Origin of the sequence: Paraburkholderia sp. UCT31 (genome assembly GCF_014397655.1) — a bacterium.
GTDB lineage: Bacteria > Pseudomonadota > Gammaproteobacteria > Burkholderiales > Burkholderiaceae > Paraburkholderia > Paraburkholderia tuberum.
Genome location: NZ_VZQP01000011.1, coordinates 92,008 through 104,398 on the forward strand (window position 1 = coordinate 92,008; position 12,391 = coordinate 104,398).

At 65.1% G+C, this 12,391-nt stretch carries 11 protein-coding genes and 3 tRNA genes; 10 read left to right on the forward strand and 4 right to left on the reverse strand.

Features of this window, described 5'->3' with window-relative positions; translation table 11 throughout:
- Positions 1-69: 69 nt before the first annotated feature.
- Positions 70-1,263: an elongation factor P maturation arginine rhamnosyltransferase EarP gene (gene earP, locus F6X40_RS11855; protein WP_187627987.1), complete on the reverse strand. Its 1,194-nt coding sequence runs from the start codon at positions 1,261-1,263 to the stop codon at positions 70-72.
- A 263-nt stretch (positions 1,264-1,526) separates the two neighbouring features.
- Here earP and uvrC point away from each other — a divergent pair, with 263 nt between their 5' ends.
- From uvrC to F6X40_RS11895, 8 genes are all read left to right on the forward strand, one after another.
- Positions 1,527-3,758: an excinuclease ABC subunit UvrC gene (gene uvrC / locus F6X40_RS11860; RefSeq protein ID WP_187627988.1), complete on the forward strand. Its 2,232-nt coding sequence runs from the start codon at positions 1,527-1,529 to the stop codon at positions 3,756-3,758.
- A 203-nt stretch (positions 3,759-3,961) separates the two neighbouring features.
- Positions 3,962-4,555 carry a CDP-diacylglycerol--glycerol-3-phosphate 3-phosphatidyltransferase gene (gene pgsA / locus F6X40_RS11865; protein ID WP_062127799.1) on the forward strand — a complete coding sequence of 198 codons (594 nt, stop codon included), beginning with the start codon at positions 3,962-3,964 and terminating at the stop codon, positions 4,553-4,555.
- Between the two features lie 196 nt (positions 4,556-4,751).
- Positions 4,752-4,827: transfer RNA gene (locus tag F6X40_RS11870), tRNA-Gly, on the forward strand.
- 61 nt (positions 4,828-4,888) lie between these two features.
- Positions 4,889-4,964: transfer RNA gene (locus tag F6X40_RS11875), tRNA-Gly, on the forward strand.
- Positions 4,965-5,092: 128 nt separating this feature from the next.
- Positions 5,093-5,166 (forward strand) — tRNA-Cys (locus F6X40_RS11880).
- A gap of 295 nt (positions 5,167-5,461) precedes the next feature.
- Positions 5,462-6,004, forward strand: a complete 543-nt coding sequence (locus tag F6X40_RS11885; RefSeq protein ID WP_262421438.1) for a DUF3108 domain-containing protein — start codon at positions 5,462-5,464, stop codon at positions 6,002-6,004.
- A gap of 180 nt (positions 6,005-6,184) precedes the next feature.
- Positions 6,185-6,934 carry a TraB/GumN family protein gene (locus tag F6X40_RS11890; RefSeq protein ID WP_187627989.1) on the forward strand — a complete coding sequence of 250 codons (750 nt, stop codon included), beginning with the start codon at positions 6,185-6,187 and terminating at the stop codon, positions 6,932-6,934.
- Positions 6,935-7,070: 136 nt separating this feature from the next.
- Positions 7,071-7,571: a GNAT family N-acetyltransferase gene (locus F6X40_RS11895; protein ID WP_187627990.1), complete on the forward strand. Its 501-nt coding sequence runs from the start codon at positions 7,071-7,073 to the stop codon at positions 7,569-7,571.
- Between the two features lie 11 nt (positions 7,572-7,582).
- Here the strand turns inward: F6X40_RS11895 and F6X40_RS11900 are convergent, their stop codons facing one another.
- Genes F6X40_RS11900 through F6X40_RS11910 form a run of 3 tightly spaced genes read right to left on the reverse strand, consistent with a single transcriptional unit; the run spans position 7,583 to position 9,611 of the window.
- Positions 7,583-8,467: a cytochrome c oxidase assembly protein gene (locus tag F6X40_RS11900; protein WP_184071635.1), complete on the reverse strand. Its 885-nt coding sequence runs from the start codon at positions 8,465-8,467 to the stop codon at positions 7,583-7,585.
- Positions 8,468-8,506: 39 nt separating this feature from the next.
- On the reverse strand, positions 8,507-8,968 hold the full coding sequence (locus tag F6X40_RS11905) for a copper chaperone PCu(A)C (RefSeq protein ID WP_187627991.1): 462 nt from the start codon (positions 8,966-8,968) through the stop codon (positions 8,507-8,509).
- A 28-nt stretch (positions 8,969-8,996) separates the two neighbouring features.
- Positions 8,997-9,611 (reverse strand): SCO family protein, encoded by a 615-nt coding sequence (locus tag F6X40_RS11910; RefSeq protein WP_187627992.1) that lies wholly within the window; start codon positions 9,609-9,611, stop codon positions 8,997-8,999.
- Between the two features lie 486 nt (positions 9,612-10,097).
- Between F6X40_RS11910 and otsB the strand changes: the two genes are divergently transcribed.
- Both otsB and otsA read left to right on the forward strand, forming a co-directional pair.
- A complete protein-coding gene (gene otsB, locus F6X40_RS11915; RefSeq protein WP_090801136.1) occupies positions 10,098-10,847 on the forward strand; it encodes a trehalose-phosphatase in 750 nt (249 codons plus the stop codon).
- A 53-nt stretch (positions 10,848-10,900) separates the two neighbouring features.
- Positions 10,901-12,379: an alpha,alpha-trehalose-phosphate synthase (UDP-forming) gene (otsA, locus tag F6X40_RS11920; protein WP_187627993.1), complete on the forward strand. Its 1,479-nt coding sequence runs from the start codon at positions 10,901-10,903 to the stop codon at positions 12,377-12,379.
- Positions 12,380-12,391 lie beyond the last annotated feature (12 nt).

Below are 12,391 nucleotides of genomic sequence, written 5' to 3' on the forward strand. Positions count from 1 at the left end.
AGACGGGCTGACCATGGGGTAGTTGGTCTAATCGGGCCGCGCTTGCGTCGTCGGCCGTTGGATAACCGCTTATTTTAACTGAGTTTTTGCGAACGAGGTCAGATTTCCGGCGAGATCGCCGACTTGCGCGAGTTCGACCGCCCAGCCAGCGGCGCGCCGTTTCAGGGCCGGATAGTGGCGCTGGAATTCCGCCCAGTCCGGCTGACCAGCGCCGTTCCACGCGTGCCAGAAGCGCTCGAGCGCGGCGCGCGCGTCAGCTGGGAGCGTGCGGGTGTAGTGCGCAAGTGCGGCGTCGAGCTTTGGCAGATGGGCGTCGTCGGCCTGCGGGTAGATGTGCCAGACGAACGGCTTGGCGGCCCACTGCGCGCGCACGAACGAGTCCTCGCCGCGTACGAAATTGACGTCGCTCGCCCAGAGCAGTGCGTCGTAGCCAGGCTGTTCGGTGAACGCGAGCGCGTGCGCGCTGAGGTTGCCGAGCGTCGCATGGGTGCCCGCTGCAAACGACGGTAGGCCGAAAAAGCGCGCCAGCGCGCCGGAAATGCGTCCTTCGGGCACCAGCAGCACGATCGGGCTTGCGTTGTCGCGCCATTGTTCGAGCAGGCTGTCGACGGCCGGGTTTTCGTAGGCGAACAGCGACACGACCGTCGCGTCGGCGGGCGGCGGCGCGTGGCCCGTGACGTTGCGCCACCAGTCGGTGCGCGCGGCGGGCGATGCTTCGAAAGCGGCGCGCGCCGCGTCGAGATCGCGCTCTTTCAGGACGCCACCGGTGCCGGGGCCGAGTCCGGGGAAAAAGAAGGTCTTGCTGAGTGCGTAGCGCGGATGCGGCGACGGCCGCAGATGAAAATCGGCGATCCAGTCCTCGGCGCTCAGATATTCGAGGTTGAACCAGAGCGGCACGCTCGCGCGCTCTGCCATCGCCGCGATATAGACGGGCGGCAGTTCGCAGGCGAACGCCTCGATCACGACGTCGGCGACTTCGAGCGTATCGCCAACATGGGACGGCTCGTGCCAATGCTCGACGACGATGCCGTCGAGCGTCTGCCGCGCACGCTCAAGCTCGAGCGACGGGCACAGCCTCCTGAACGCATGCAGATCGTCGACGAACACGCGCACCTGCCAGTCGTGCTCGCGCGCGAGTTGGCGCGCAAGGCGCCAGCACACGCCGATGTCGCCGAAGTTGTCGATCACCGCGCAGAAGATATCGCAGGCGATCGGGTTGGCAGGGGCGGCGGGTGATCCGGAATCGGGCGCGACGGAGGACATGGCGGCTCGGCTGGCTCGGTGACTCCGGCGAACGGAGCGGGTTCGAACGAACGCGGAATGTTCTAAACTGGCGATTCTAAAGCCTCGCTCGCGATCGCGCGCGCCCTTTGTCCGCCATGCGGGCCGCATCGGCGACACGCGACATGCCCCCCCGGCGCACGATGCCGGGCACCCGGCGGCGCAATCAGTGCAATCGGTGCAATCGGTGCAATCGGTGCAAGCGGCGAGGCAGCGCGAGACAGTCCCACCCCAATCGATCCCGCATGACCGAACCCGAAGCCAGCGACGCCCCCGACACCTTCGAGCCGAAAACAGTGCTCGCCCAACTGCCGCATCTGCCCGGCGTCTACCGCTATTACGACACGAGTGGCGCGGTGCTCTACGTCGGCAAGGCGCGCGATCTGAAGAAGCGCGTATCGAGCTACTTCACGAAGACGCAGCTGTCGCCGCGTATCGCGATGATGGTCACGCGCATCGCGCGCATCGAGACCACGGTCACGCGTTCCGAGGCCGAGGCGCTGCTGCTCGAAAACAATCTGATCAAGGCGCTCACGCCGCGTTACAACATCCTGTTTCGCGACGACAAGTCGTATCCCTATCTGAAGCTGACCGGCCACAAGTTTCCGCGCATGGCCTATTACCGCGGCTCGGTCGATCGCAAGAACCAGTACTTCGGCCCGTTCCCGAGCGCGTGGGCGGTGCGCGAGAGCATCCAGATCCTGCAGCGCGTGTTCCAGCTGCGCACCTGCGAAGACTCGGTGTTCAACAACCGCACGCGGCCGTGTCTGCTGCATCAGATCGGCCGTTGCACGGCGCCGTGCGTCGCGAACATCAGCGAGGAGGATTACGCGCGCGACGTCGCCAACGCGTCGCGCTTTCTGCTCGGCCGTCAGGGCGAGGTGATGAAGGAGCTCGAGCAGAAGATGCATGCGTTCGCGAGCGAGCTGAAGTTCGAGCAGGCCGCGGCGGTGCGCAACCAGATGAGTTCGCTGTCGACGGTGCTGCATCAGCAGGCAATCGAAGTCGGCAGCGACAGCGACGTCGACATTCTCGCGGTAGTCGCGCTGGGCGGCCGCGTGTGCGTGAATCTCGCAATGGTGCGCGGCGGACGACATCTCGGCGACAAGGCGTACTTTCCCACGCACGTGGAGAGCGCGTTGACGGCGGAGGAAGGCGGGCTCGAAGAAGACGGCGATCAGGACGATGCATCGGCGGATGCGCGAGCGGTCGCGCCATTGGCCGCGGCGGCGAGCGCCTCGGCCGATGCGCTCGCGATCGCTCAGGACATGCCGTCGGAAGACGAGGACGCCGATGGTAGTGAAGAAGACGCGATCGACGAGGTTGCCGAAGCGACCCCGGACGCCGTCAGCGACGAAGGCGCGGACGAAGGCACCGACGGGAACGCAGAGTCCGGCCCCGCGGCGAAGCGCCGCAAAAGCCGCGCGGCAGGTGGCATCGAATCCGAAGTGCTCGAAGCGTTCATCGCGCAGCATTACCTTGGCAATCGCGTGCCGCCGGTGCTGGTGGTCAGCCACGCGCCGGCGCGCGAACTCGTCGACGTGCTGATCGAGCAGGCGGGCCACAAGGTGACCGTACTGCGTCAACCGCAAGGACAGCGGCGCGCGTGGCTCGCGATGGCCGAGCAGAACGCGCGGCTCGCGCTCGCGCGCCTGCTCTCCGAGCAGGGCTCGCAGCAGGCGCGCACGCGCGCGTTGACCGACACGCTCGGCATGGAGTGCGACGACCTCGCGCATCTGCGCATCGAATGCTTCGACATCAGTCACACGATGGGCGAGGCGACGCAGGCGTCCTGCGTCGTCTATCACCACCACAAGATGCAGTCGTCCGAGTATCGCCGCTACAACATCGCCGGCATCACGCCCGGTGACGATTACGCGGCGATGCGCCAGGTGCTCACGCGCCGCTACGAAAAGATGGTCGCGCAGGCCGCCGCGAATGCGAGCGACGAAGCCGCCGAATCGCAAAGTGACGCGGCCGCCGATCCCGCGCTCGCCGCCGATGCCGCCGAGCCGGCCGCGGCCGGCGGCGTGCTGCCGACCATCGTGCTGATCGACGGCGGCAAGGGGCAGGTGGAGATCGCGCGGCAGGTGTTCACGGAGTTGGGGCTCGATACTGGCATGCTCGTCGGCGTCGCGAAGGGCGAGGGGCGCAAGGTCGGTCTCGAGACGCTGATTTTCGCGGACGGCCGCACGCCGCTCGAACTCGGCAAGGAAAGCGCCGCGCTGATGCTGGTCGCGCAGATCCGCGACGAAGCGCATCGTTTCGCGATCACCGGCATGCGCGCCAAACGCGGCAAGACGCGCCAGACCTCGCGGCTCGAAGAACTCGAAGGCGTAGGGGCGAAGCGGCGTCAGCGCCTGCTGGCGCGCTTTGGCGGCTTGCGCGGCGTGGTGGCCGCGAGCGTCGAGGATCTCGCGAGCGTCGAAGGCATTTCGCAGGCACTCGCCGAGCAGATCTACCGGCAACTGCATTGAATTGGCGGGCCACGCCGCGCCGTGATCGGAACGACGGTTCGTCGGACCCGCGGCGTCGCGCTGCGGATGCGCTGGCTGCGAACCACGCGCCGGGGGCGGCTCGCTTGCCGCCCCCGCGCGGCCATGCCTGGGCGCGCTTGCTTGTGGCAGGCCCTGTGACACGGCACAATTGCAACTCACTCGTCAGACGCTGCGCCTGCCCCATGCCGTTTAATTTCCCGATATTCCTGACCTGGCTGCGGATCGTGCTGATTCCGCTCGTCGTCGGTGTGTTCTATTTGCCCGACATGATGATGAGCCCCGCGCACCGCAATCTCGCGGCCGCGACGATCTTCATCCTGGCGGCGCTCACCGACTGGTTCGACGGCTTTCTGGCCCGCAAATGGAATCAGACCTCGGCATTCGGCGCGTTTCTCGATCCGGTCGCCGACAAGCTGATGGTGACCGCGGCGCTGCTCGTGCTCGTGCAACTCACGCGGATCGATTCCGCGATCGCGCTCGTGATCGTCGGACGTGAAATCGCGATCTCGGCCCTGCGCGAATGGATGGCGCAGATCGGTGCGTCGAAGAGCGTCGCGGTGAACTCGCTCGGCAAGTTCAAGACCGCTTGCCAGATGGTCGCGATTCCGATGCTGCTGTTCTATGGCCCGCTGCCGCTCGGTGGCGGCGTGACGGTCGACACGCGCGTGTGGGGCCTGTGGCTGATCTATCTGGCTGCGTTCCTGACGATCTGGTCGATGCTGTACTACATGAAGCTCGCGTGGCCGCAGATTCGCGAGCGCGGCGGCATTGCGTGACGGTGTGAATAGAAGAGCACGGGGGGCGCAAAAGTGTGTTCGAACCCCGCACTACTACGAGAGAAATATTTCTTTAAAGCAGACGGGCAAAGGGGTTGACACGTTTCAGTCGATTCTCCATAATCTCGTTTCTCCGATGCACGCAACGTGAAACACCGGAGACGCAGTAAAGCAGTAGCGGTAAATGCAGCACAACGCGGGAATAGCTCAGTTGGTAGAGCGCAACCTTGCCAAGGTTGAGGTCGCGAGTTCGAGCCTCGTTTCCCGCTCCAGTATTCGAAGCATCGCGTTGTTTGGCGAAGTAAAAAAGGCAGCGCGGTGAAGCAGTTCAATGCGGGAGTAGCTCAGTTGGTAGAGCGCAACCTTGCCAAGGTTGAGGTCGCGAGTTCGAGCCTCGTCTCCCGCTCCATACATCAGGGGAAGCAGCGCTTCCCTTTTTGTTTGGAAGGCCGCTTGTTCTGAACTTCCAGAGCTTCGGTTCTTCTGGTTATCACCAGATAAATCTGCGAACCCGTGTCCAGGTTCCAGTCCGCTTGTGGCGCGATAGCAAAGCGGTTATGCAGCGGCCTGCAAAGCCGTTTAGGCCGGTTCGACTCCGGCTCGCGCCTCCAGTCTTTGATGTAAAGCGAAAGCCCCGACTTGTCGGGGCTTTTCGTTTTTCTGTTCCTCTCTTCGCCAGCCTTGTCGATCGTCGTCATCAAGGTGAGCGGAGCGGTCGATCCGACTGCGTGCCGCAGACGTTCCTCCGAATCGATCAGAAATTGAGCGCGGATTTAATCGACTGCACGGCAGCGGTGTTCAGGAAGCAGTAGTTCTCTTGCGGCGTACCGCCGGACATATACATCGACCAGCGAGAGAGGGCCATCGGGCTGGAACCAGACGCACGAGCAGGTGACGGTGCTGCGGGTGACGCCATCGCACATCTATTTCGAATCGAAGATCTCGGGTTCGACGCAGGCGCCACGCGAAGTGATCGCCGGAGCGGACCGGAGCCGCGAGCGCAGCGTGAACGGCACCGATACAGTCGTGAACCGGCCGTTCGCGTTTCCGTTGTCGCCGGGTAAGAGCTGGACGGTCGAATACGCCGGGCAGCATCCGAACCGGGTATTCGCTTCGCAGAAGTGGGACTCGCAGTATCGGGTGGTCGGAACGGAAACCGTCGAAGTGCCCGCCGGCAAATTCCAGGCGATCAAGATCGAAGCCGAAGGCGACTGCGTCGCGCAACTCGAGCCGCGGCAGACGGTCACGCAAGCCACCCAGGTCGAGCAGGGCGACACCGCGATGATCACGCATGCGCAGAAACTCGGTCCTGTTCAGGCGACGGGACGCACGTATAAAAGCGTTTTGGTATGTGCCGGAAGTCGGCCGTTGGGTGAAATCGGTGGAAGAGTATTACGGCAGCAATGGCGTGAGAAACGAGCGCTATACGACCGAACTCGAGTCGTTTAAAAAGAGCGGGCAATAATCGGGTTCAGGCGTTTGATGCGTTCGCGCATTCATTGGGGCAGCGCATTCCGCTCAACGGCGTGTCCGGCGCGCGCACGGGAAGGGCAACGCACGCCGGCGCGCCTTATCCAGGCCGGGCGATAGAATCGCACCACTGTCATCGCCCGTTTTCATTGAAGCCGCATGTATTTCCAACTCACCGGCACTCAGGTCCGCCTGCTCGGCTCGATGCATCTGTTTCCCGCGACGAACCGTCGAACGCCGCCATGGGTCGCCGAAGCCTATGACTGGGCCGACGCGCTCGTATTCGAGTCCGACCCAGCAACGATCCTGCCGTTTCTCAAAGCCGACGCACACCCCGACGCCGCGCAACTGCGGCCCCGGATGCGCGACGAAGCCTGGACGCAATTGCAGGCGCTGTGGCCGACCGATGGCCTGCTCGCGCCGCTTGAAACACTGCGTCCGTGGGCCGCGCTGATCGTCGCGCCGACGCTGCTGCAGCAGGTCGTCGAGGGTGTCGAGCCGCGCATGTTGCGCTCGGCGCTCGCGCAGGCGAAGCCGTATCGCTATCTCGAGTCCGCGCGGGACGTCGCAGTCGCGCTCGAATCGATTCCGCTCGAAGCCATTGCCGCGGCGCTCGACATGCTGATGGCCGACCGCGGCGAACCGCAGCGCACGCTCGAACGGATGCACGCGGCGTGGCTGGAGGGCGATCTGCACGCGATACAGCAAATCGCCGTCGAAGCGCCGATGTTCAATCTGGCCGGCATCCGTCAGGCGATTCTCGACGTGCGCAATCGCGCGTGGGCCGCGCGGCTGAGCGAGTTGCTGGACGTTCGCGAGCGCACGCTGGTGGTCCTCGGCGCGCTGCATCTATGCGGCCCCGGCAATCTCCCCGACTGTCTCGCGCGACCCGTGCAAGCGGTGTTCTGAACGCGTGCGCGGCTTTCGCGACTGAAGACAGCCGTGTCGACCGCCCGGATGCCAGGCCGCATGCTCGATGACGAGGCGCGCGGCATAATTGCGGATCGTTGCCCGCGCTGTCGCGCATTGACCCTGAAAGCTACCGATGACTGAACCGCAACACACCGCCGCCGCGCGGCTCGCCCAGCTCGAATGGCGCTGGAAGCCGTTCGGGAACCTCACGAGCGTCGAAGTCTATGAGATGCTGGCCGCCCGCAGCGCGGTGTTCGTCGTCGAACAGAACTGCGTGTATGGCGATATCGATGGGCTCGACGTCGAAGCCTGGCATCTGCTTGCGTATGGCACCGGCGACGGTGTGGCGCTGCCGCCGTTGGCCGGCTATCTGCGCGTGTTGTTGCCCGATGCGGCGGATGCCGATGTGCGCATCGGCCGGGTGTTGACGACCGCGCTGTTTCGCGGCATCGGTCTCGGCAATGCGATGCTCGAACGCTCGCTCGCGCAAATCCGTGCGCAGTGGCCCGATACGCCGATCCGTCTGCACGCGCAGGCGCATCTGCAAGGCTTTTACGGTGCGTTCGGCTTCGAGCCGGTCTCGGAGGTTCACGACGAAGACGGCATCCCGCATGTGTGGATGCGCGCGCTGTGAACGCGAACGGGTCAGCGGGGCACGTTCGTGGTCGTCGACGCCGCATGCGTGAGCCCGCGCGCCGCTTTTGCATGCCGCTCGGCGCGCAGGCGTCCGCGAGACGACAGCCGCATCCAGTGACGCAGCGCGATCAGCGCGCCGACCACGCTCATCATCGAACCCGGAATCCATAGCAGGAGCCCGCCGATCTGCTGATCGCGCATCGGGCTCAGCCACGTGAACGCCCGGCCGCAGATCGAGTAGATCGGATACAACTCGTGCGTCGTAAAAAAGATGAATGCGCCGAGAACGATCTGCGGCGGAATCGCCGCGATCACGACGAGCACGCGCTTGCCCGGAGACAGACGCGCGGGCGGCGCCGGACGCGGATCGAGTACGAGCCACCAGAACAGCAGGCCGTCGATCGCCATGCTCCAGTTCATTACGCGATAGAGCCGCCAGTCGAGCATCGCGACGAAATGGATCGGCGACAGCAGCCAGAAATAGATCAGCCCGACGAATAGCGTGAGCGCGACGACCGGGTGCATGACGACGTCGAGCGCCGTGCGCACGAGCGGTGTTTGCAGCGCGGGCCGCACGAAGCGCTGCCGCCAGCGCAACGGAATTCCCGCGCGCAACGCCGCGCCCGGATACGACAGCGCAATGAAGAATGGCCCGAGATGATGCAGCACCAGATGCTGCAAGCGATGCATGAAGAATTCATGCTCGAAGAAGTAATCGAGCCGCGTATGCAGCACGACATACAGCGCGACCAGTCCGAGCCAGAATGACAGACGCCGCGCGAACGACAGCCGCGCCTTGCGCGCGCCGCGCACGAACAGGATCGCGGGGATCAGCAACGCGATCACGACGGTCGGCGAAAACTCCCAGGGATCGAGCCAGTAGAGCAGGTTCATGGCGATGGCGCGTGCGGTGGCGGCGGCCCGTCGTGCCGCTTACCTGGTCTGGCCCGGCGACTTGACCGCGAACGGCGCGCTCACTGTTTCGCCGTCGGAGAACTTCAGCGTCAGACGCACGGTGTCGCCCGGCGCGACCTTGTGCTTCGCGTCCTCGAGCATCACGTGATAGCCGCCCGGCGCGATCGCGACCTGGCCATGCGCGGGCACCGTCAGCTTGTCGACCATCACCATCTTCTGCGTCGAACCGTTCGATACGGTCTGATGCAGCATCGCATCGCCGTAGTCGTCGCTCGATACATCGACGAGGTCGATCGGCTGGTCGCTCGCGTTGACGAGCGTCGCATAGCCGGCCGCGGGCAGGTTGTTCGGCAGCCAGCGCACCCACGCGTCCTTGATGCTGATCGCGTGAGCATCGGCCGCTTGCGCGGCCGACGCGGCGCCGAGTGACAGCGCGAGCGCGCAGGCGAGGGAAGCGATTGGTTTGAGCTTGATCGTCATGATGGAATGGAGTGGGATCAAAGAAGAATCAGGATTGGTCATCGATGATGCGGCGCAGGTCCTGCGCGATCGCATCGGGCGTGTCGTGATCGGTGGCGAGCAGGCGCGCGCGGCCCCGGCTGTCGAACACATAGACGGCGGAGCTGTGCGTGACCTCGTAGTTGCCGTTCGGGTCGCGCTTTTCCATCTGATAAGCGACACGATAACGCTTGGCCAGCGACTCGATCTGCCAGTCGGTGCCGCTCAGCCCTTCGGCGTGCTGTGCGTCGAACGCGCCGACATAGTCGTGCAAGGCCCGCGGCGTGTCGCGCGCGGGATCGACGGTGATGAACAGAATGCGCACTTTCTGCGCATCGGGACCGAGCTTGCCGAGCACCTGCATCAGACGGCCCATCGTTTCGGGACAGACGTCCGGGCAATGCGTGTAGCCGAAGTAAACCAGCGACGTGCGGCCCCTGAACGACGCGGCGTTGACGGGACGGCCGGTGTCGTCGGTCAAGGTGAAGTCCAGATCCGGCAGGTGGCCGGTCACGTTGGTCAACTGCCACGGCTCGGCGCGCTGTGTGCAACCGGTCAGCGCGGCGAGCGCGACCAGCGTGCCCAGCGCAGTTGCCGCCGCAAGCCGGCGTGCCAACCCGTGCATCAAGCGGTGCGTGAGTCGCTTGGGTCGTGAGCGGGACCGGTTCGGCCGCTGGCGCTGGGGTGGCAGGATCGGGAACAAAGCAGGGTTCAATGACTCGATTGAAGAGCAGGCAACGCGAATCGATGGAGCAGGGGGCCGCACCGCCGCCCGATCATGCCGCGCAAGATTCGCGCGCGACACGCGATTGAGCGAGAGCGTGCAACGATGTCCATCACACCGACGGTCCGCGTGGCAGCGACTGTAGCGCAAAATTGGCGCCAGCGTCGCGCAGCGCGCCGGGCGCACGATTTGCGAATCAATTTGACGCAGCTTGCTGAAAGCCGGTTGAAGCCCGATCGTTGCGCTTTTGAACGCAATCGACAGAAGCGGATGGATAGATCGCTTATCGGGCTTGAGTCCCAGCTTACTTTCTCGAAAAATTGACGGATGCGCGGTAAGATGCGCACACTTTTCCGGCCATAGATGGCTGAAAGGCGAACCCAGGCGATGCAAGCACTTCCGGCTGTTCTGTCTCCGAGCGAGACGGCATTTTTCTTCGACTTCGATGGCACGCTCGTCGAACTCGCCCCCACACCGGACGGCGTGCTGGTGCAGCCGCGCGTGATCGACCTGCTGCGCGAACTGCGCAGTCTGACGAATGGCGCGGTCGCGGTGGTGTCGGGGCGCGGCATCGACAGCATCGACAGTTTTCTCGGCATGCCCGATCTGCCGGTCGCGGGTCTGCACGGCGCCGAGCGGCGCGATGCGAATGGCGACACGCAGCGCATCGGCTTTCACGACGAGCGCCTGTTGCGCATGGAGCAGGTGCTCGCGCAGGTCGTCAACGAACATCCGGGCATGCTGCTCGAGATCAAGGGCGCGGCGCTCGCGCTGCACTACCGCAACGCGCCGGACCGCGAGCCGGTCGCGCGCGAGGCGACCGAGCGGCTCGTCGCCGATTACCCCGCTTCTTACGTGCTGCAGCCCGGCAAGATGGTCTACGAGATCAAGCCGAAGGACGTCGACAAGGGCCGCGCGACGCGCGCGTTCCTCGACGAGCTGCCGTTCACCGGCCGCACGCCGATATTCGCCGGCGACGATCTGACCGACGAGAAGGGCTTCGCGGTCGTCAACGAGCGCGGCGGTCTGTCGATCAAGGTCGGCGCGGGCGAAACGATGGCGCACACGCGCGTCGAATCGGTGTCGTCACTGCTCGACTGGCTCGAAACCATCGTCGCGGCGGCGCGCGGCGCATGACGCCGGCGGCCCCGTTCAACGAAAACAACATACTGCATCGGGAATCGCGCTTCATGAGCCGACTGATCATTGTTTCGAACCGGGTGGCGCCTATTTCGGAGGGCGGTCCGGCGGCGGGCGGTCTGGCGGTCGGCGTGTACGACGCGCTGAAAGAGACCGGCGGCATGTGGTTCGGCTGGAGCGGCGACGTGCTGACCTCCGGCCAGCCGCAGATCAAGCTCGAGGAGCGGGGTCCGGTGACCTTCGCGACCGTCCCGCTGATGCGGCGCGATTACGACCAGTACTACCGTGGTTTCTCGAACGCGACGCTGTGGCCCGCGTTCCACTATCGATCCGACCTGCTGCATTACGACCGGCACGACTTCGAAGGCTACTGCCGCGTCAACGCGTGGCTCGCGCAGCAACTCGTGCCGCTCCTGCGCGAAGACGACGTGATCTGGGTGCACGACTATCACCTGATTCCGTTCGCTCAGGCGCTGCGCTCGGCAGGCGTGAAGAACCGCATCGGTTTTTTTCTGCACATTCCGTTTCCGGCCGCGCAGGTGCTGCTGACGGTGCCGCCGCATCGCGAGCTCGTCGAGGCGCTGTGTTCGTTCGACCTGCTCGGCTTCCAGACCGGTCCCGATCTGCGCGCGTTCTGCGACTACGTGATCAACGAGGCGGGCGGCTCGATCGACGCGTCGGCGAAAGGACCGCTGAGTGTGCATGCGTTCGGCCGCACGTTGCGCGCCTCTGCGTATCCGATCGGCGTCTATCCGGACGAGATCGCCGAGCTCGCGAAGGCGGGCGAACGCGGCAAGCCGGTGCGCACGATGAAGGCGACCCTGCATTCGCGCAAGCTGATCATGAGCGTCGACCGGCTCGATTATTCGAAGGGGCTGGTCGAGCGGTTCCGTGCGTTCGAGCGCCTGCTCGAGCATACGGCCGCGCAGCGCAACAAGGTGTCGTTCCTGCAGATCGCCCCGCCGACGCGCGCCGACCTGCACGCGTATCAAGACATCCGGCTACAGCTCGAAGGCGAGTCGGGACGGATCAACGGACGTTTCGCCGAGCTGGACTGGACGCCAATCCTATACATCCACAAGCAGTACGAGCGCTCGGTGCTGGCGGCGCTGTTCCGTACCGCGCACGTCGGCTATGTGACGCCGTTGCGCGACGGCATGAACCTCGTTGCGAAGGAATACGTGTCGGCGCAGGATCCGGAGAATCCCGGCGTGCTGGTGCTGTCGCGCTTCGCGGGCGCGGCGCAGGAGCTCGACGGCGCGCTGATCGTCAATCCGGTCGATATCGACGGCATGGCCGAAGCGCTCGCGCGGGCGCTCGACATGCCGCTCGCCGAGCGCCAGGGGCGCTATCGCGACATGATGGCGCAGCTGCGCGAGAACAACGTGTCGGTGTGGCGCGATAACTTCATGCGCGATCTGCAGAGCGTCGAGGGCGCGAAGCGCGCCAGAAGCGGGAAAGCGCGCGCGGCCACGGGTGCTGCGGGCGCCGCGCGGAAGAGGGCGGCGCGCGAGAGCGTGACCGGCTAAGCCAAGCCGGGC

Coding starts and splice junctions, on each gene's coding strand:
- F6X40_RS11905 (WP_187627991.1), bottom strand. CDS start 8,968: ATGACGATCAAGCTCAAACCAATCGCTTCCCTCGCCTGCGCGCTCGCG.
- otsB (WP_090801136.1), top strand. CDS start 10,098: ATGCAAGCACTTCCGGCTGTTCTGTCTCCGAGCGAGACGGCATTTTTC.
- F6X40_RS11910 (WP_187627992.1), bottom strand. CDS start 9,611: ATGCACGGGTTGGCACGCCGGCTTGCGGCGGCAACTGCGCTGGGCACG.
- F6X40_RS11900 (WP_184071635.1), bottom strand. CDS start 8,467: ATGAACCTGCTCTACTGGCTCGATCCCTGGGAGTTTTCGCCGACCGTC.
- uvrC (WP_187627988.1), top strand. CDS start 1,527: ATGACCGAACCCGAAGCCAGCGACGCCCCCGACACCTTCGAGCCGAAA.
- otsA (WP_187627993.1), top strand. CDS start 10,901: ATGAGCCGACTGATCATTGTTTCGAACCGGGTGGCGCCTATTTCGGAG.
- F6X40_RS11890 (WP_187627989.1), top strand. CDS start 6,185: ATGTATTTCCAACTCACCGGCACTCAGGTCCGCCTGCTCGGCTCGATG.
- earP (WP_187627987.1), bottom strand. CDS start 1,263: ATGTCCTCCGTCGCGCCCGATTCCGGATCACCCGCCGCCCCTGCCAAC.
- pgsA (WP_062127799.1), top strand. CDS start 3,962: ATGCCGTTTAATTTCCCGATATTCCTGACCTGGCTGCGGATCGTGCTG.
- F6X40_RS11895 (WP_187627990.1), top strand. CDS start 7,071: ATGACTGAACCGCAACACACCGCCGCCGCGCGGCTCGCCCAGCTCGAA.